This is a genomic window from Pseudoflavitalea sp. G-6-1-2 (assembly GCF_012927185.1).
Taxonomy (GTDB): domain Bacteria; phylum Bacteroidota; class Bacteroidia; order Chitinophagales; family Chitinophagaceae; genus Pseudobacter.
In genome coordinates this window covers 1573989-1592342 of sequence record NZ_JABBGB010000002.1, presented here as the reverse complement: position 1 = coordinate 1592342, position 18354 = coordinate 1573989, and the positions used below count along the sequence as shown (strand labels likewise).

Here is an 18354-nt window from a genome sequence, read left to right as displayed (position 1 = left end):
GTGGTTAGAGAGTGGCTTTCAGATTGAGACCAAAGCTGCGTGTAGCTGGCAATCCGAAAACATCTACACCCTGCACGCCGTTGCCTGTACTCATGCTCAGCTCAGGATCATAAGGCGCTTTCTTGGAGAAGAAGAAAAGATTGCGTGCTACAAATCCGATCTTCAGGTCTTTGATGATACCGGGACGAATAGGAACTGCGTATCCGATAGCCAGTTCGCGCAGACGCACATTGGTGGCATCGTACATATAGTATTCGGTGATACCGGCACGGCCGCCTACTGTTCCGTAGAAAATACTGGCAGGGATCTTTCCTGAGAATTTCTCTCCGTTCTGTTTGGTTGCTGCAATGTCCACTCCGCCATTGTCACGCGCATTGGCTGTATTTTTAGATACGCCGTACTCATCGAGCATCGCTTGTGTAATGCTCATTACCTTTCCGCCGAAACGGCCATCGATCAGCACATTCAGGGTGAATTTCTTATAGGTAACGGTGTTGTACCATCCCAACATGAATTTCGGAGTAGGATTACCCAGGTACTGCAATGCACCGGTTTCTGCGATGGGTTTGCCATTGTCGTTCACGAGAATGGAACCATCATTGGCACGTTTGAATTTAACGCCGTAGATATCGCCGTAAGAACTTCCTTCGTGCAGCTTGAGTGCATAGCTGTTCACGTTGTCGCCTTTTGGTGTGATGGTGTAATCACCTTTCAGTTGCGGCGCCAGTTCTATCAGCTTGTTTCTGTTATGGGTGAAGTTGAGGTTGGAATTCCAGGTAAGGTCTTTTTGTTTGATGATCTGGTATCCGATCGATGCCTCGATACCGGTGTTCTGCACATCGCCTGCATTGATGTAAGAGTTAGGATAGAGATACCCTGCGGAGATCGGGAAATCGAAGTACTGATCTTTGGTATGTGAATTATACCAGGTGAAATCGAAGTTAAGACGGTTGTCGAAGAATCTCCATTCTGTTCCGATTTCGATAGATGTTGTAAGCTCTGGTTTTAACGGTCTGCCGAGGAAAGGTCCTGATGTGTTGGACGTGAGCTGTCCTGATCTCACTGCGTTCACAGGAAGCGTTACGAATGGCTGCACATCATTACCCACTTTCGCATATGATACGCGCACTTTGCCATAATCGATGAATGATGGCATTTTGAAAAGATCACTAACAATGGTGTTCAAACCTGCTGAATAGTACAGGTATCCTTTCTTCACATTAGGCGTGTAAGCAAGTGTAGACGACCAGTCGTTACGCGCTGTAAGATCGAGGAATACTTTTTCACTCAGATTGAAACCTACGGTTCCGAATACTGATTGCAGTTGTCTTCTTACTCCTGTGTTATAGATTTTTGCAGAAGGGCTCAGATTGATATTACCGATATGGAACTGATTGGCGAAGGCCAGATCGGCATCTTTTGAGTCTGCAAAATTGCGATCCTGTTTCAGATCGGTGATGCTGGTACCTGCGGTGAAGCTGAATCCGATCTTTTCGGTCAGCTGTGTGTTGCCGAGTACCAGTACATCGCCATAGAATTGCGTACTGCTCATATAATCGTACACATAGCGGCCATTGGCATCTGCGATGGTGGTTTGAGTACCGGCGTATGCTTTCTGCTCATACTTATCCCAGGCTTTGTTTACGTTGCCACGGGCTTGTACTGTAATCCAGTTGTTCAGTGCATATTTCAATGCGAGTGACGCAATGAGATTGTCTTTTTTGTTTTCTGTTCCGTTTCTGTTCAGGATCCAGTAAGGATTCTGCTGCGAATCCTGCCCGTTCAGCTTCTTGTCGAAATTCTGAATCCACCAATCCTGCATGAACATATTTCTGGTAGGAGAGAAGTACTCGTAGTTGTTCTTGTACTGCTGAAAATCGAGCCCGCGTGGGAACAGGTACAAACCTGTGATGGGGTTGAAGTACAGGCCGGAAGATGGACGATTATCGGCATTCTGCGTAGTCATCAGCACATTCGCGTCGATGGTGAGTTTATCATCGAGCAGTTTGGCTGTTTCACGGAAGTTGAGGGTATGCTGACCATACTTCGTATTCGGAACAACACCTTTATTGGATGTGTTGGAATAAGAAAAGTATGTCTGTGCTTTTTCGTTGCCTCCTGAAATTGCAAGTGAATTGATCCAGGTAGTGCCCGTGCGATAGAAATCTTTTACATGATCCGGGCTGCTGCCTTTATCGCCCCAGCTGTACAGGTTTTCAGGGCCTGTTTGTTTGTAGCTGTATTGAAGTTCGGGGCGATAAGCTGCTTTGTCGAGCGTGAAGTCCGAAGAGAAATTCACTCTGGTTACACCTGATCTTCCTTTTTTGGTGGTGATGATGATCACACCATTGGCAGCCTGGCTTCCGTAAAGAGCAGAAGCGGAAGCGCCTTTGAGTACGTTCACGTTTTCGATATCATCGGGGTTGATGGTGCTGAGGATATCGCCACCATCGCGGCCTGCAGAGTTGGAGTTGGGACCGCCGGACTGACCCCAGAGATCGCTCGGCTGTGCAGCCGTGAAGTTCACAATAGGAATACCATCGATCACATAGAGTGGCTGGTTTTCACGAATGGATTTTTGTCCGCGCAGTACCACGCGTACAGATCCACCCACCCCTGAAGCACTTCTGTTGATCTGCAAACCAGCCACTTTTCCGGATAAGGAATTGATTACGTTCGCATCTTTCACTACCGAAAGATCCGCGCCCTTTATCTGTTGTGTTGAATAAGTAAGATCCTTGGCCTTGCGCTGGATACCCAATGCCGTTACCACCACTTCATTCAGGCCTGTCACTGTTTCGGTGAGCACAATATTTACAGTGGCTGAACTGCCTACTGTTTGTTCTTTGGGTGCAAAGTTCACTGAAGAGAATACTAATACATCGCCTTCTTTTGCTTCGAGGCGGAAAGCACCGTCTGCATTGGTTTGTGTGCCTTTGCCGCTTCCTTTTACGGTTACTGAAATTCCCTGCAAAGGATTTCCCTTTGCATCACGCACTGTACCCGTTACTTCTTTGCTCTGAAAGAAACCGGGTGAAGTGATTGCTGGCACATAAGGACTGGCAGCATTCGCATAAGCATGTGGAGCCGTCATAGAAATGAGTGCTGTAAATGCACACATTCTTATAAGGCCTTGGTTGATTTTCATACTTGCCCTTTTATTGGTTAAAAATGGTTTTGAAAAAGGTTCAGGTACAGGCAAAGCAATTCCCTTTAGCAGATGCTATTATTTTTTACCTGTATATGTGTAATGATAAACCGGCGTCGCTCAGCCGGTGGCAGAGTAGATGTCGTGTGAGTGAAGCAGTAGTACTACCTCTATGTTAAATTTTTTTTACCTCATATCCCACCATAATGGAGTGCCGCCATTATCGTTTCCTTTGAGGAATGCCTTGGCTCTTTCCACCGCTTTGGGATTGGTAATGAATTCGATCTGGGGAAAGGGAAGACGCCGGATAAATTTCTCTGTAGGTATAGTGCCGCCGCTATTGTTGATCACCACCGGAAATAATTTCGGATAACCGGTGCGGCGGAACTCGCTCCATGCTTCCTGCCCTTCGGGATACATGGCGATCCATTTCTGTGTGATGATCTTTTCGAGTTTTGTTTGCGTATTGGCGCTTTCATCCCAACGGATGGTGATGGTACTCAGGTGAGGATTGCCGGCAGGTATATTGTTCTCGCTGTTGCGGGGATCGGTATATGGAGCGGCTTTCAGCGTATTGTTTTGCAGATACTCATTCACATTGCTCAGATTGTATTGCTGGAAGGATGCAGCTACACCATTTCTGTAATTCTCTTCTGCATTACCCGCTCCGGTGTAGCCCAGCAAGGCGGCTTCGGCTTTCAGAAACCAGGCTTCGGCTACCGTCATGAAAGTGATCTTTTTCGGAAGTTTTGCCAGCTCCGAAAATCCGGAGTATTGTTCTTTTGCAAAGATCTTGATACCCTGACGAATACCGTGGTATTCATTGCTGCCATTGACGGGTACAAAATAAAGCGGCAGTCGCGGATCGTTGTAGCCGGTGAGTATCGACTCCATGGGAGCGCCCATCCGCAGATCGGCCCAGGTATAACACATGATGTTCAGCGGATGCGTAACAGGCGAAATGTCCACTGAAAAAATATCATCCTGCTCTCTCAGTATTCCCATGGGATGATTGAGCGCTGCCTCTGCTTCACGTTTTGCTTTTTCTTTGTCCACTCCTGAAATGCGGATGGCCAGCCGCAGCCTCAGTGTATTGGCGAACCTGATCCATTTGGTGTAATCGCCTTTGTATACCAGGTCGAATGGCTTGAAACGCTGCTTTGCTCCACTGTTCACGAGATTGGTGAGTATTTTGGTGGCGCTGTCGAGGTCGTTGAAAAAGTAATAATAGGCCTGCTGCTGCGAATCGTACTCTACGCTCTGATCCATATTGGGCTGGCCGTAGTGGCTGTAGATGATGGGACCGTAGATATCGCTCAGGCGGTGCATGGCCTCTACTTTCAGTATCAGCGCCCATGCGTAGAAATCGGGAAATTTGCTGCCGGCTTTGTTTTGCGCAAACTTGCAGCTCTTCATCACATTGCCATAGGTAACATTCCATGGGTTGTTGTTCCAGTAGAAGATCAGTCCGTAGTTGGCATTGTTGTTATTGCCTTCGAATGGCGTTGGAGGCATCATGTATCCGCTGAAAATGTCGGCGTTCAGATTCTGCTGCAATTGTGCAACAGGAGGATCGTTGTAGATAAGCAGATTCAGTTGTGCCTGCAGCAATGGCTCGCCCATCAGGCGGTTGCCGGCCTGCAATTCTTCTTCAGTGAACTCGTATGGATTGGTGTTCAGTTTCTCAAATCTTTTAGTACAGGCAACTAACAGCAGTGTTGCTGCGAGCGCCATCCATACTATGTGTTTACTTCTTTTCACAACGCATGTTTTTAGATTCCCAATCGCAGGTTGAGGCCCATGCTTCTTACCTGTGGTATGCCAAATACATCCACGCCCTGCAGGCCATTGCCTGAACCCATCGATACTTCGGGATCGAAAGGTGCGTGCAGTTCGAAAAAGAACAGATTTCTGCCAACCAATCCCACACGCATGTTGCGCATCCATTTCCATTTCAGCGGAATACGGTAGCTGAGACTCAACTCACGCAGGCGTATGTTGGTGGCATTGTACATATACAGTTCGCCGATACCGGCCCTGCTGCCAACGGCAGTGTAATAGGTTTGTGCATCCATTTTTCCGGGGAAGGACCCACCGTCTTCTTTCACGGCATTGATCACTACGCCGCCATTGTCGCGGGCTTTGGCAGTGGTTTCGCTTACGCCATACCAATCGAGGATGGCCTGTGTTACACTCATTACCTTTCCTCCAAAACGCCCATCGATGAGAAAACTCAGGTTGAAGTTTTTGTAGTCCACACTGTTGTTCCATCCCAATGTGAAATCCGGATTGGGATTGCCTACTTTCTTGGACCAGGCATGCACTTTCAGCCGTCCCTGCTCATCGATCACATATTGCCCTTTGCTGTTGGTGACCAGTTCTTTGTTGGAGTAGATATCGCCCCATGAGCCACCTTCCTGAATAAAAGAGCCATACATATTCACGCCGAAATCCGTCAACACAAATAAGTTCTCCGGACCTGCACCCGATGCTGTGGCAGTGCTGAGTGAGATCACCTTATTCTTGTTGGTGGCAAAGTTGATGGTGCTGGTCCAGTTGAGGGTACTGGTGCGTATGGGGATGGCTGTTATCACCGCTTCCCATCCCTGATTCTGGATATTGCCCAGATTAAGGTAGTAGATATTGTATCCCGATCCACGCGGAGCGGGCACTTCCATATACTGTTTGTAGTTGTTGTTCTTGTAGAAAGTGATATCGGCTGTGAGACGGTTTTTGAAGAAGCGCATCTCTATGCCGGTCTCGATGGATCTGTTGTCTTCCGGTTGAAGATACACGCCAGGATACGGCGCACGCTGATTCAACACTACGCGCGGCACTCCTGCAATCTGTTGCCTGATGAATGCAGAGGGTTTGCTCGAATAACTGGCAATATCATTCCCCACTTTTGCATAGCTCAGCCTGGCTCGAAAGAAATCGATTGGCTTTGGTAGTTTGAATATATCACTCAATATCACGGATAATCCTGTTGAGTAGTACAGAAATCCTTTACCGGCTGTTGGTGTAAAAGCAAATGTGCTCGACCAGTCGTTACGCGCAGTGATGTCGAGAAAGATCTTATTGCGGAAACCCATCTGAATATTGGTGAACAAAGCCTGCAATTGTTTCTGTTCCACATAGAGCTGTGCATCCAGTGAAAGCGGACTGATATTGGACTGCGTGAATTTGTTGGGTATTATCAAACCCGGTTCTGCATTGGGGTTAGAGCCATTGTAGTCGCGTTCATGTGCCTTGGTATCGGTGAAGCTGGCGCCGATATTTCCGGCGAGATGCAGCCATGGGTTGATCTTTGCATTGGCATTGGCCATCAGATCGGCATAGAATTGTGTATTGGTTTCTTTTTCCAGCGTGTATCTGCCGTTACCTCCGGATAGCACGATCTGTGTACCTGAATGGGCCTGCAGCTCGTACTGATCTTCTGATCTGTCGTAGCTGATGCGGCTCTTGAAACTCAGCCAGCTGTTCTGCTGCCAGGTGAGTGCGAGGGTGGTCATGCTTCTGAAACGCTCGTCTTTGCGGGTGTTGCGGCGGAGCGCCCATTCGGGATTCTGCTGATCGTCCTGACCGATCCAGCTGTTGTCGTGCCGGATATTCCACCAGTTCTGCATCTGCCTGCCGAGTTCGGCATCGTAATATTCGAAATGATTTTTGTAGTAATCGAAATCCTGTCCGCGCGGAAACAGGTACAGGCCTGAAATAGGACTGTAATACAATCCGGACGAAAACCGGTTATTGGTTTGCTGGGAGAGCAATGAAACAGCAGCGTCGATCTGCAATCTGTTCTTCAGCAGTTTCAATGTCTCGCGGATATTGATGGTATGCCGGTTGAAACGCGTGGTAGGAATGATGCCTTTGTTGTTGGTGTTCGAATAGGAAAAATAGGTCTGTGCTTTTTCTTTTCCTCCACTGAAAGAAATAGTATTGGAAGCGGTGTTGCCGATGCTGAAATATTTTGTTACATGATCCGGTGCACGAACAGGATTGCCCCAGCTGCCAAGTGAACCGGGTTGTTGCCTGCCTAAACTGTCGGTGGAAGGTGTAATGGTTTGCTCGTAACGGTATTGCAGATCGGGCAGCAGCATAGGTGTTTCGATAGTGAAATCCGATGATACATCGATCTTGTATTTGCCCGGTTTTCCTTTTTTGGTGGAGATGAGGATAACACCGTTCGCAGCCTGACTGCCGTACAAAGCCGCTGCGGATGCACCTTTCAGGATGCTGATGCTTTCGATATCGTCTGCATTGAGGTTGGAAATGCCGTCGCCGCCATCGCGGCCGCCGGTGAAACTGATATTGTTGGCCTGCCCCCAAACGTCTGCGGGTTGCGCAGGTGTGTAGTTGGCGTAGGGCACACCATCAACAATATAGAGTGGCTGGTTTTCGCGGGTGGATTTGTTGCCGCGCAACACCACACGCACAGAACCTGCAACACCGGAAGCATTTCGGGTGATGGTCATGCCGGCTGTTTTGCCGCTGAGCGAATTGATGAAGTTGGGGTCTTTGGCAAGCACCACATCATCACCGCCCAATTGCTGCGTGGAGTAGGGCAGCTCCCGCGATTTCTTCTGCAATCCCAGTGCTGTAACCACCAGTTCGCTGAGCGACTTGATATTTTCGTGCAGCACTATATCCATTTCGTAGGCAGCAGTGGCCGGCACTTCGATACTGAGGTAGCCGATGGAGCTGAATACAAGAACATCCCCCGGAGCTGCGAACAGCTCGAAAGACGCATCAGCATTGGATTGTGTGCCTTTGTTGGTATTCCTGATCTGGATGGTAACGCCGGCAAGCGGATTACCTTTGCTATCGCGCACTGTTCCGGATACCAGTTTTTCTCCCGTCGATTGATCCGGAAGGTCCTGTGAGGGAATCGTATTGCTTTTGTCTGGCGAGCCAACGATAATTCTGTTGCTCACGCGCGTGAACTTCAAACCGGTTTGTGTGGAAAGCATCGCCAGTACTTCATCGATAGGTGTTTTGATGCAGTTGAGCGACACTTTTTTCTTCAGGTTGAGATCGGTTTTGTCGTAGTGAAAACTGAGGCCCGATTTGATGAAGATATCCGTCATCACAAACTCCAGGCTTTTGTTCTTCACCTGAATGGTTATTTCGATGGGGCCTTGCGGTTGTTGTTGCAGGCCCATGGCGCTTGAAATTGTATTGAGACTACCTGTAAGGATAAGGTTCAGCATTAACCCCAGGGATACAAACCATTTCAATATGCATGGTCTAACCCTCATATCAAATGGTTTAGTGTTTGTTTACAAGAAATACTGTGTCCTTTTTTACAGAGTAAGTCAGTGAGGTAGCGATACAAAGCGTTTCCATTACGTCTTTCAGGCTTTCATTTCGGAAGATGCCTGTGTAATTCCAGGTTGTTTTGCTGCTATGGTTGAGCACTGTTACACCAAAGTGGTTGCCGAGCCCGGTTTGAATTTCATCGAAGCTGGCATCTTTAAAAATGAGGTGTCCTTTTTTCCAGCCATACACTTCTTCTGGTTTTGCGAAAGATGTTTTTTTGAGGCCTGGCTGCAGGCGATTGAAGCTGACCTGTTCGCTGGGATTAAGTACCAGCGACCCCGCCCGGTTGCCGGATGTATTGAGGTGATCTACTTTTACTTTTCCGGTGAACAATGCCACGGTCACTTTATTCTCTGCAGCATATGTTCTGATATTGAAAGTGGTGCCCAGTGCAGTAGTGGTGAGTGGATTGGTGTACACCACAAACGGGCGACCCTGCTGCTGTGTGGCATCGAAATAGGCTTCGCCTTCTTCGAGCCAGATGCTGCGTTCGGTATCGCTGAAATGTTCCGGGTAACGCAGTTTGCTGCCTGCATTGAGCACAATGCTGCTGCCATCTTCGAGTCGGATGGTATCGCGTACCATACGCGGAGTAACCACTTCCACAGAACCGTTGATTACGGTGCGGGTGGCTACTGATGCAGGTTTAGCAGGTTCCGGTGTTCCGGCGATCTCCACTGATGGGGTGCTTTGATTGTACCAGTAGAGGCCGGCCGTAACAAGCAATACAGCCGCTGCGGCAGCAGCAATGTACCAGCGGCGCATGCGGCGAACCGGTATTGCCGGCGCCAATGCCGTATCGATGGTTGATTTTATGTCGCTGAGTTGCAGGCGGAGTTCTTCCTTACTGATACTGCCAGACTCATGCTGATTGATGCCGTTGAACCATTGTTCTACCAGCTCAGCTTCTTCGGGGGTACAGAGTCCCTGATTGTATCGTTCCAGCAGTATTTTTACCTGTTCTATGTCCACCTGATCGGTTTTGAATGTAAAGTAGTCGTGATAAAAAGGAAAAGGTACTATGCCAATTCATACTTTTTTATTCACCACAGAAATAAGAAGCTGAAACTCAGTATCAACAGAATGAGTTTAAGCTTCACATACATGGAGCGCAATATTTTCAGCGCTTCGGATATCTGATTTTTTACCGTTTGCTGCGACAGTCCCAGATGTGTGGAGATCTGTTCTATGGAGAGGTGCTCGAACCTGCTGAGCATGAAAATCTCTTTCATGCGGTCGGGCAGGTGATTGATGGCCTCGAACAGATCCTGCGTTCTGGATTTGTTTTCTACCGTTTCTGCAACGGAATGGGGCTGTACATCGAAATGTTCTATCAATTGGTACAGGTATTTCCGGTAGGTAGCATTCTTTCGGTAGATATCGATGATTCTGTAGCGCGCTGCCTGAAAGAGATACGCTTTCAGGGAATGCTGCAATACAAGGCTGTGGCGCTTTTCCCAGAGGCCGATGAATAACTCCTGCAATACGTCTTTGCTTAGTTCTGCACTGTCGAGTTTGCTGCGTATAAATAGGTATAACGTCTCGCCGTAGCGTTCATATATGGTATCGAAGGCAGCGTAATGATCGTCTTTGATCATTGATACCAATTCGTTATCTGAATAACTGGCGGGCATTAAATTACAAGCAATGATTATTTTGGTTGGACTTCCTTATTAATAATCCCATCAGAAGGATTATTGTAATGAAAGTAAGAAGAAAAAAGTTGATATTTTTTGATTTTTGACTGCCGGCCAGAAATGGAAGCGCCTTGCGCGTCTGCATAAACCAACTATGAATTGCGTAAATTCATATATGAAATCGAATCAGTCAGACAAATCGCCGGCTAAATGGCAGCAGAGGGTGCATGAGATCATCTACGAATCGGAGAAGCCCGAAGGGAAGGCATTCGATATTGCATTGCTGGCCTGTATTCTCATCAGTACACTGGTGGTGATACTGGATAGTGTGCCCAGCCTCAACCAAACATATGGCAGGTTGTTCAATGTGCTGGAATGGATCTTCACGATATTATTTACCATCGAATACATTCTGCGACTGGTTTCGATAAGAAAACCGCTGAAATATGTTTTCAGTGCATTTGGCATCATCGATCTGCTGGCCATTGTTCCCAGTTACCTGAGTGTGTTTATTGCAGGCACCCAGTCTTTGATGGTGTTGCGTGCACTGCGGCTGCTGCGGGTATTCAGAATTTTCAGGCTGGTGCATTTTCTGTCGGAAATGCGGTTCTTGTCGGTAGCGATGCTCAACAGTCTCCGCAAGATCGCCATCTTCATATTCTTTGTGCTCACGCTGGTGGTAATACTTGGGTCCATTATTTATCTGGTAGAAGGGCCCGAAAGTGGCTTCACCAGTATACCGCAGGCCATTTACTGGGCTATCGTAACCATCACCACAGTGGGGTATGGCGATGTAACGCCGGTAACGGCTCTGGGTAAGTTCATTGCCAGTTTTATAATGCTGCTCGGTTACGGAATCATTGCCGTGCCAACCGGGATAGTAACCACAGAAATGGCGATAGCAGCCAAATCGAAAAAGACAGGGCACAATGCCTGCCCATCCTGCAGCAGAGAAGGGCACGATGTGGATGCGCGTTTTTGCAAGTATTGCGGAAGCGCATTGGAGGTGTAAAAACTTTTCTTCATCAACGATTCACCCGAAAGATCAAAGCCGGTGCTTTATTGCAGGAATATTCCTGAAATAAAATCTTTTGAGCGGTGAAAACCATACTAACCTTTATGGCAACCTTTATCGGTTGCTCACTGTTTGCACAACAGCCATTCGTAATCAAAGGAAAGCTGAGTGGTCTTACAAATCCTGCCAAACTGCGGCTGCTCATTACGAAGCCCGGCGGAGCTATCAAAGATTCCGTAATTACCCGGAATGGGGAATTCACATTCAGCGGACAAATCGATGAACCGCGCAGGGCATATTTATCGCTGGAGTCTGTATCCTCAGAGGCCGTTGCCAGTAAAGACAGGCTGCAGTTCTTTGCAGAACCCGGTGAAATAGTAGTGAAGGGCAGCAGTTCAATAGCCAATGCAAGCATCAAAGGAGGAAAAACAAATGATGAGTTTCAGGAGTTGCAGCAAAGCCTGCAACAACTGAAGGAAAACGGAATTGGTGCCAAAGGCAGTAAAGAACAGCAGGCAGATTCGCGGGGACTTATACTGCAGCGTCAGATAGAATTGAGGGATAGCTTCATTCTCCTGCACCCCGGATCGTATGTGAGTCTCGATCTGGTTGCACAGAAATGGCTCGCGGGCAATCTTTCCGAACTGGGTAAATATTATGATGCGCTCAGTGAAACAATGAAATCATCCCATACCGGAAGGGCGATCCTGCAGGTTGCACTTACAAATCGCACAGGATATATGTTCCCCGATTTCAGTGTGATAGATCAGGATGAGAAAACAATTGATCTGGCTTCGCTCAAAGGCAGGTATGTATTTGTTGATATCTGGGCAAGCTGGTGCAAACCATGCAGAGCAGAAACTCCCGGTATTCAACGTGCGCTCGAAAAATTCAGGAGCAGAAACTTCGATGTATTGAGCATTTCCTTAGACGCCAACCGGGCAGCCTGGCTGAAAGCCGTTAACGACGATAATATGCGCTGGCAACAAGGCTGGGATATGTTGAGTTTTCAGGGAAAGATTGCTTTAGAGTTTGGCATCAACTCAGTTCCCGGCAGCTTTCTGCTCGATCCACAAGGGCGGGTGATTGCCAGGGATCTCCGTGGGGAAGAGCTGGACAGAAAGCTGGAAGAAGTATTGGGGAAAAACTAAGCAGGATAGTTAGCGGTTCAGTTTTCTGGGGTTTCCGAAAAATAAGAGAACTTCAGTACTTGCAATAAAAGCGGGATATTTGCTGGCTTTTCTTTTGCAACAGGAATTTTTTTTGAGTAAGAAATCTGAAACCGAAAAACGAAAATGGGAGTTAGAGTTAAGGGGTATTTGCTGGCGATATTATCTTCCGTATCATATGGTTTGATTCCGCTGTTTGTGCTGCCGATAAAGGCCGCAGGCTTTCCCATGGATACCACGCTTTTCTACCGGTTTATCATTGCTGCATTGTTTATGCTGGCCTGGCTTATCTACCGCAAAGTATCCCTGAAAGTTAGCGGGGGTGAGCTGCTGATACTGATCGCACTCGGCGTGCTGTTCTCCCTGAGTTCGCATTTTCTGTTTATAGGATATGATTATTCCACACCCGGTATCGCTTCCACTATTCTGTTTGTATATCCGGTGATTGTTGCGTTACTGATGTGGATTTTCTTTAAGGAGACAATCAGCAGGCTTACGGTATTGTCACTCTTCATCGCCATTGCCGGGGTATTTGTATTGAGCGCAAAGGAGTCGGTTACGAATATCAATTTTCCGGGCATCTTCTTTTCGTTATGCAGTGCATTCTTCTATGCTATTTACATTGTGCTGGTGAATAAAGGGAGACTGAAAATTCCGGGTATACTCATCACTTTTTATTCGATGTTGTTTTCGGCTGCGTATTATCTCTGCAAGATTTCCATTACGGGAGATGTGAAAGTAGTGCCGGATGGAGAAATGATCATCAATATTGCTGTGTTTGCATTTGCAACGTCGGTGATCTCCATCACAGCATTGGTGGCTGCCATTAAACTCATCGGATCTACGCCCACTTCCATCATGGGGGCGATGGAACCGGTAATCGCCGTAGCGATCAGTGTACTGCTGTTCAATGAAAAGTTCACGCTGAGTCTGTTTGCAGGGATTGCGATGATCCTGTTCGGAGTGATCACCAATATTGTAGCAGACAGTAAGAAGGAAGCTGCACAACTGAATGAATCGCCTCAGCAGGCGAATGAAAATATCGTTCACTAACTACTGAAAAGCAAAAGGACCGCAATGAAGCGATCCTTTTTATTACTCCTATCTATACATTATTTCTTTATTTGAGTTTTACCACTTTGGTGTCATTTTTTCCTCCGTTATTTCCCTTAACTGAAATAATATATACTCCTGCTGGTTTTGCTGTAATGTCTATGTACACATAATTCCAGCCAATGGGCATGCGCATTTCCTTTCTCCAAACAGTGCGGCCGTTTGTATCTGTAACGGTAACGGTGTAAGTGGCATCCTTTGCAATCAGCGTTTTAAGATGCACGCTGCTGTAGGTTGGATTCGGATAAGTGAACAGTTTGGTAACGTTGTTGCTGGTATTGCAGATTTTCAGGTTCACTGTTTTGCCTGCACTGCCGGTGCACCCGTCTGCATCCGTGTATGTGTACAGAATGGAATGTGATCCTACATTGCCTTCAGTGATATTCCATACATTGTTATGGATAATTCCGCCCGTGAATGTTCCTCCCGCAGGGGTGGCTGCAAGTTGTACGAATTTTTCTTCCATACAAATTTCAGACGGAATGGAGAGCGTAGGCGCTGGCGCATCTTTGAGTATCAGCATTACCGGTTCGGAGTAGATACTCTTGCATGCACCACCGATGGCCACTCTGTAGCGGGTTCTGTCCACTGCACTGGTAACAGCGGATACTGTATAGGAACGCTGATCGGCTCCATTGATGTTAACCCAGTTCGATCCTTCTTCTTTCTGCCATTGATACGAAAGTGCATTGCTTGCAGTAACTGTAAACGTAGCGTCCTTTTTAGGACATACTCTCTGTTCTACTGGTGCAACTGTAATGGCAGGTTGCTTTGTATCTGTAACTGTTACAGTAAAACTGCATTGAGATTGATTGCCGCAGGCATCGGTGGCAGTTACGGTAACGGTTGTTGTTCCGAGTGGGAATACAGTGCCTGTTTCATGAGATGTAACCACTGTTACCGGCCCTCCGCAATTGTCGGTAGCTGTCACGGAAAAATTAACTGCGGCCGTACAGGTACCGGCAGTTGTGGTGGTGATATTGGCCGGACAAGCGATTACCGGCGCTGTCTGATCGTTCACGGTAATGAGCTGTGTACAGTTGCTTGCATTTCCTGCCTGATCCGTTGCTCGATATGTTCTGGCGATGGTATATCTGTTGGCGCAGGTTTTGTTGCTGATCACATCCGAAACAAATGATACTGTTACATTGGAGTAATTGTCGGTTGCCACAACGGAGCTGGTGTTCACTGGAGGAACTTCTCCCGCACAACTTACGGTTACCGGAGCAGGACAGGTAATCTTTGGACTTTGTACATCATTCACGGTAATGGTGAATGAACAGGTTTTGGAGCCGCAGGTATTGGTAGCCTTCAGTGTAACGGTTGTAACACCTATATTGAAATTGGACCCGCTACCTGTACCCGAGCCGCTACCAGTAGTAGCGCCAGTGAAAGTGTAACTGACATCCGGCGTGGGCAATCCTATTGCAAATGCTGTTGTGTAATATGCTCTGCCGTAGCTGGCATTGGTGCTATTGTCAACCGAGAAATTTCCAGGGCAGATCATTGCAAGACCAGGATTCACAATCAGTGTAGCAGTGGCTGTTTTAATACATCCGTTCACGTTGGAAGTAAAGGTGAAAGTAACGGTTACAGGCGCACCGGTTGTATTCACCGGAGTTCCGCTGATGCTGCCGGTTCCGCTTTCGGGGATGCCGCCTACTTCGGTGGTTTTGTCACGCGTCCAGGTAAAGGTGGCGCCACCCGTTGAATTGGAAGGAACGATTGCTGTGATCGGATAACCGCCGCAAACAGATTGACTTGCGGGAGACACGGTTGTAATTCCGGGATCAACCACGGTAAAGACGGCGCTTTTCGAATGAGCACATCCGTAAGGGTCTGTAATATCGTAATATATCTCCTGGGTTCCCACTGATGGATCAAACTGATCTCCGGTTACACCCGTACCGTAGAAAGAACCTCCTGCCGGTGATGCTGTTGCAGATAAAAATATGGGGCTGCCTTCATAACAAATCTGATAGTCGTTGAAGGTAATAGGATTGGGAGGGCAGATTACTGTAATTACCACATACTGTGTTCCGAAGCAACCACTTTTATCGCTTACAGTAACGGCAAAATTGAAAGTGCCGGTTGCAGTAGGTGTGCCGGAAATAGTGCCGTCGCTGCTGAGTGTACATCCCGGAGGCAGCGCTCCTGCTGTGATGGCATAGCTGGGAGTTCCAAGACTACCCGTTTGAGAAAAACTATGTGAATATGCCACACCAGCTTTGCCTGTAGGCATTGATAGGTTAGAGATGTTTATGAGCGGACAGGAATAAGGAGTGTATTGAAACTCATCGATGCCGATATAATCACTGTTGCTTCCGTTAAGTCCTCCGTCTGTTACGAAATAACGGAATCCGATTCTTCCTGATACAGGAGCCGCGAGGCCGGAGATGGTAATGATGTATTTTTTCCAGTTCTGTGGATAGCTTGTAGCATCGAGAGATGCATTTATAGCCATCAGTTGTGTATTGAAATCACCTACGCTGCCGGCGTCTGTTCCTGTATTGGTGCTGGCTCCGTTTGTACTGAAACGAACTTCCAGCCTGTCCGGCCGGGAACTGCCTCCGTCGCGTTTTCTTGTATAAAATGTGATCACATCGCCATTGCGGAAAGTTCGGTTGGGCGTAAGCAGCCAGTTGCTGATGTTACCCAGAATGCCGGTACTGTTCTTGCCGACGCCGATGTAAGCATTTGCACTTCCTGCAAATGCATCGAATGCGCCGGACGCAGCAACAGGCGTTCCCTGAGCCCAGTTCTTACCGGCAGGAGCACTGTTGTTAACCATATACCATCCGCTAAAGATCAGTTGGGTAACATCGTCGAAGCCTTCTGAAATAGTCTGGGCCTGCGTTCTGTTGAACAGAAATAAAACTGATAAGAAAAACGAGAGAACGAATTTTCGGGTAGAGTTAAGGGTCATAAGTGTTCAGGTTTTTTACATGAGTTGCCGGCGCAAAGATTCCCTGTGGCTGATGGTTGCAGCAGCCAATTCAGGTTAGGCTTTGTTCAGCAGATGATCTCAATAAATACCGGGGTGGAGGCGGATGAGAAATCAAACGAATTAGCTCAGTGGAAATTGTGGGTTTGGTTTCATAATTGGGTTAGGGTAATCTGGCGCAATGCTAGCAAATTTTTATGGATCCTGCCAGCCGGCTTACGAATGTGGCGTTTTATTTGACGATTGCCAGGAAATTGCCCCTTTTGCTGATCGTTGTTTCGTTCTTCGGTTGTGGTAAGCATTCATGACGCTTTCAAATGTTGCCGGCGTTCATATGCAATTGTTTTTATCTTTGTGTTATGAGTCAAAACTACTTTGTCCGTTCGCATCCATTGCAGCGTGTTGCTGTTGGTGCTGTTTTTTCGGGTATCGTATACTTTCTCACACGGCAGATGCATCTTCCGGTATTGCTGCGCGTGATGTTGATCTGGGATGTATTCTCACTCATTTATTGCCTGCTTACCTGGATGCTGTTCTGGTCTCACGATGCCACCAAAATAAGACAGGTAGCCCGCAGAGAAGATGGCAGCCGCACCCTCGTGTTCATTCTCATATTGCTGGCCTGCTTTGCCAGCATGCTGATGGTACTGTTGCTGATTCTCTCCAAAGAAGCGAAAGAAGTAAGTTGGTACCTGCCGGTAGCGGTAGCAGGTATTCTGCTCTCCTGGTTTATGGTGCATACCATCTTTACCATTCACTACGCCTATCTGTATTATGATGATGCAGAAGGAAATGTGGAAACGCATGCAGGCGGACTCGAATTCCCCGAACCGCATGCCCGCCCGGGGTACCTCGATTTCGCTTACTTCGCTTTCGTGATCGGCATGACCTTTCAGGTATCCGATGTAGTGGTCAATAGGGCAAGACTACGCAGGGTAGTGCTGCTGCATGGGTTGTTGTCGTTTGGATTGAACACGTTTGTAGTGGCGCTTACCATCAACCTTATTGCGGGCCTGAGAAATTAACAGACTGCGTTCAGGCCTTATTCTTCTTCCTCTGCCTTATCGATGCTGTATTCTCCATATTCATTTTTGATGTAATCCTCATAAGTGGAGTTCAGCAGAAAATCGTCACGGAATTTTTGTTTCTTCTCAAACTGGAAATCTTTGTAGCTGTGCATTTTCCCGTTGTACAGGATTTTATCGGGGAATTCATAGATATGTGCTGCGTACAGCGCAGGCTTAGCGCTGTTTTCAATTATCAGCAATCTCAGGTTGTAGTATTTATTGTTCCTTGCCACGGTATCGCCTGAATTAAATGTAACACTCATACCGTTGGACGTCTCTATCTGAATGGTTCTGTCTTTCAGCTCCCATTCGTAAGAACATTGATTGAATTCCGCGCTGATGCGGAATGCGTATTTCGGAGCGCCATACTTTTTTGTAAATGCTTCGATCAGAGATTTGCGAAGGTTTGCATTTTGCAGTTCGCTTTCGGCATAGTAAGCAATAGGCTTTTTGTTCTTATCTGTGAGTGCAGCGAGAGAATGGAAGTACATCTGCTGAAATCTGGCTATGCTGTCTGTTTCGGGACTTTTGTACAGATAGCCAAAATCCTGTTGCGGAACCTGCAGGTCCATAGCATCTGTGATGGTATTGGAGATCTTGTACCGAAGCATGGAGTCCGTGAGCTTTCCATCGCGGACGCTGTCGTACCGGATGCCATCTTCGATCATGAGACGTTTAGAGAATAACTGAGGGATGTCTTCTGTGAACTGAACAGATTCGAGGTCGAATGCTCCGTTCCTTTCTGCAACGGGCGCTTTGGTGCTGCCGAAATCGCAGGATGGAAAGGAGATTGCTGCAATGGATAAATAGCCGAGTACTTTAGTGAATGTCTTCATAGTGGTGTTATTGCTATCCGGTTAATTCCGCATTATACTGCGTATTAAGCGTTAAAGGTATCATCAATTTAGAATCTATCGCTCAAAAACGCAGTATGTTGCGTAT

At 47.3% G+C, this 18354-nt stretch carries 12 protein-coding genes; 4 read left to right on the top strand and 8 right to left on the bottom strand.

Features of this window, described 5'->3' with window-relative positions:
* Positions 1–4: 4 nt before the first annotated feature.
* The 5 genes from HHL16_RS15985 to HHL16_RS15965 all read right to left on the bottom strand — a co-directional run bounded on the left by HHL16_RS15985 (position 5) and on the right by HHL16_RS15965 (position 10065).
* Positions 5–3148 carry a SusC/RagA family TonB-linked outer membrane protein gene (locus tag HHL16_RS15985; protein ID WP_206022447.1) on the bottom strand — a complete coding sequence of 1048 codons (3144 nt, stop codon included), beginning with the start codon at positions 3146–3148 and terminating at the stop codon, positions 5–7.
* A gap of 186 nt (positions 3149–3334) precedes the next feature.
* Positions 3335–4909 (bottom strand): SusD/RagB family nutrient-binding outer membrane lipoprotein, encoded by a 1575-nt coding sequence (locus tag HHL16_RS15980; protein WP_346766844.1) that lies wholly within the window; start codon positions 4907–4909, stop codon positions 3335–3337.
* An 11-nt stretch (positions 4910–4920) separates the two neighbouring features.
* Positions 4921–8358 carry a SusC/RagA family TonB-linked outer membrane protein gene (locus HHL16_RS15975; protein WP_169426180.1) on the bottom strand — a complete coding sequence of 1146 codons (3438 nt, stop codon included), beginning with the start codon at positions 8356–8358 and terminating at the stop codon, positions 4921–4923.
* Between the two features lie 58 nt (positions 8359–8416).
* Positions 8417–9439: a FecR family protein gene (locus tag HHL16_RS25340; protein WP_169426179.1), complete on the bottom strand. Its 1023-nt coding sequence runs from the start codon at positions 9437–9439 to the stop codon at positions 8417–8419.
* A gap of 71 nt (positions 9440–9510) precedes the next feature.
* Complete coding sequence (locus HHL16_RS15965; RefSeq protein WP_169426178.1) at positions 9511–10065, bottom strand: sigma-70 family RNA polymerase sigma factor; 555 nt, start codon at positions 10063–10065, stop codon at positions 9511–9513.
* 214 nt (positions 10066–10279) lie between these two features.
* Between HHL16_RS15965 and HHL16_RS15960 the strand changes: the two genes are divergently transcribed.
* Both HHL16_RS15960 and HHL16_RS15955 read left to right on the top strand, forming a co-directional pair.
* Positions 10280–11116 (top strand): ion transporter, encoded by an 837-nt coding sequence (locus HHL16_RS15960; RefSeq protein WP_169426177.1) that lies wholly within the window; start codon positions 10280–10282, stop codon positions 11114–11116.
* Positions 11117–11223: 107 nt separating this feature from the next.
* Positions 11224–12270 (top strand): TlpA disulfide reductase family protein, encoded by a 1047-nt coding sequence (locus HHL16_RS15955; protein ID WP_169426176.1) that lies wholly within the window; start codon positions 11224–11226, stop codon positions 12268–12270.
* 17 nt (positions 12271–12287) lie between these two features.
* On the opposite strand, the gene HHL16_RS15950 is transcribed toward HHL16_RS15955, so the two are convergent.
* Positions 12288–12518: a hypothetical protein gene (locus tag HHL16_RS15950; protein WP_169425027.1), complete on the bottom strand. Its 231-nt coding sequence runs from the start codon at positions 12516–12518 to the stop codon at positions 12288–12290.
* Between HHL16_RS15950 and HHL16_RS15945 the strand changes: the two genes are divergently transcribed.
* On the top strand, positions 12415–13341 hold the full coding sequence (locus tag HHL16_RS15945) for a DMT family transporter (protein WP_169426175.1): 927 nt from the start codon (positions 12415–12417) through the stop codon (positions 13339–13341). The genes HHL16_RS15950 and HHL16_RS15945 overlap by 104 nt on opposite strands.
* 67 nt (positions 13342–13408) lie before the next feature.
* Here HHL16_RS15945 and HHL16_RS15940 read toward each other — a convergent pair whose 3' ends face one another.
* Positions 13409–16327, bottom strand: coding sequence for a choice-of-anchor J domain-containing protein (locus HHL16_RS15940; protein ID WP_169426174.1), 2919 nt, complete (start codon positions 16325–16327; stop codon positions 13409–13411).
* A 377-nt stretch (positions 16328–16704) separates the two neighbouring features.
* On the opposite strand from HHL16_RS15940, the gene HHL16_RS15935 reads away from it, so the two are divergent.
* Positions 16705–17370, top strand: coding sequence for a DUF1345 domain-containing protein (locus tag HHL16_RS15935; protein ID WP_169426173.1), 666 nt, complete (start codon positions 16705–16707; stop codon positions 17368–17370).
* A gap of 17 nt (positions 17371–17387) precedes the next feature.
* Here HHL16_RS15935 and HHL16_RS15930 read toward each other — a convergent pair whose 3' ends face one another.
* Positions 17388–18248, bottom strand: a complete 861-nt coding sequence (locus tag HHL16_RS15930; RefSeq protein ID WP_169426172.1) for a hypothetical protein — start codon at positions 18246–18248, stop codon at positions 17388–17390.
* Positions 18249–18354: the final 106 nt, after the last annotated feature.

Bases quoted from the DNA above. Each gene is read 5' to 3' on its own strand.
- HHL16_RS15985 (WP_206022447.1), bottom strand. From the start codon at position 3,148: ATGAAAATCAACCAAGGCCTTATAAGAATGTGTGCATTTACAGCACTC.
- HHL16_RS15975 (WP_169426180.1), bottom strand. From the start codon at position 8,358: ATGCTGAACCTTATCCTTACAGGTAGTCTCAATACAATTTCAAGCGCC.
- HHL16_RS15965 (WP_169426178.1), bottom strand. From the start codon at position 10,065: ATGATCAAAGACGATCATTACGCTGCCTTCGATACCATATATGAACGC.
- HHL16_RS15960 (WP_169426177.1), top strand. From the start codon at position 10,280: ATGAAATCGAATCAGTCAGACAAATCGCCGGCTAAATGGCAGCAGAGG.
- HHL16_RS15955 (WP_169426176.1), top strand. From the start codon at position 11,224: ATGGCAACCTTTATCGGTTGCTCACTGTTTGCACAACAGCCATTCGTA.
- HHL16_RS15945 (WP_169426175.1), top strand. From the start codon at position 12,415: ATGGGAGTTAGAGTTAAGGGGTATTTGCTGGCGATATTATCTTCCGTA.
- HHL16_RS15950 (WP_169425027.1), bottom strand. From the start codon at position 12,518: ATGGGAAAGCCTGCGGCCTTTATCGGCAGCACAAACAGCGGAATCAAA.
- HHL16_RS15940 (WP_169426174.1), bottom strand. From the start codon at position 16,327: ATGACCCTTAACTCTACCCGAAAATTCGTTCTCTCGTTTTTCTTATCA.
- HHL16_RS15935 (WP_169426173.1), top strand. From the start codon at position 16,705: ATGAGTCAAAACTACTTTGTCCGTTCGCATCCATTGCAGCGTGTTGCT.
- HHL16_RS15930 (WP_169426172.1), bottom strand. From the start codon at position 18,248: ATGAAGACATTCACTAAAGTACTCGGCTATTTATCCATTGCAGCAATC.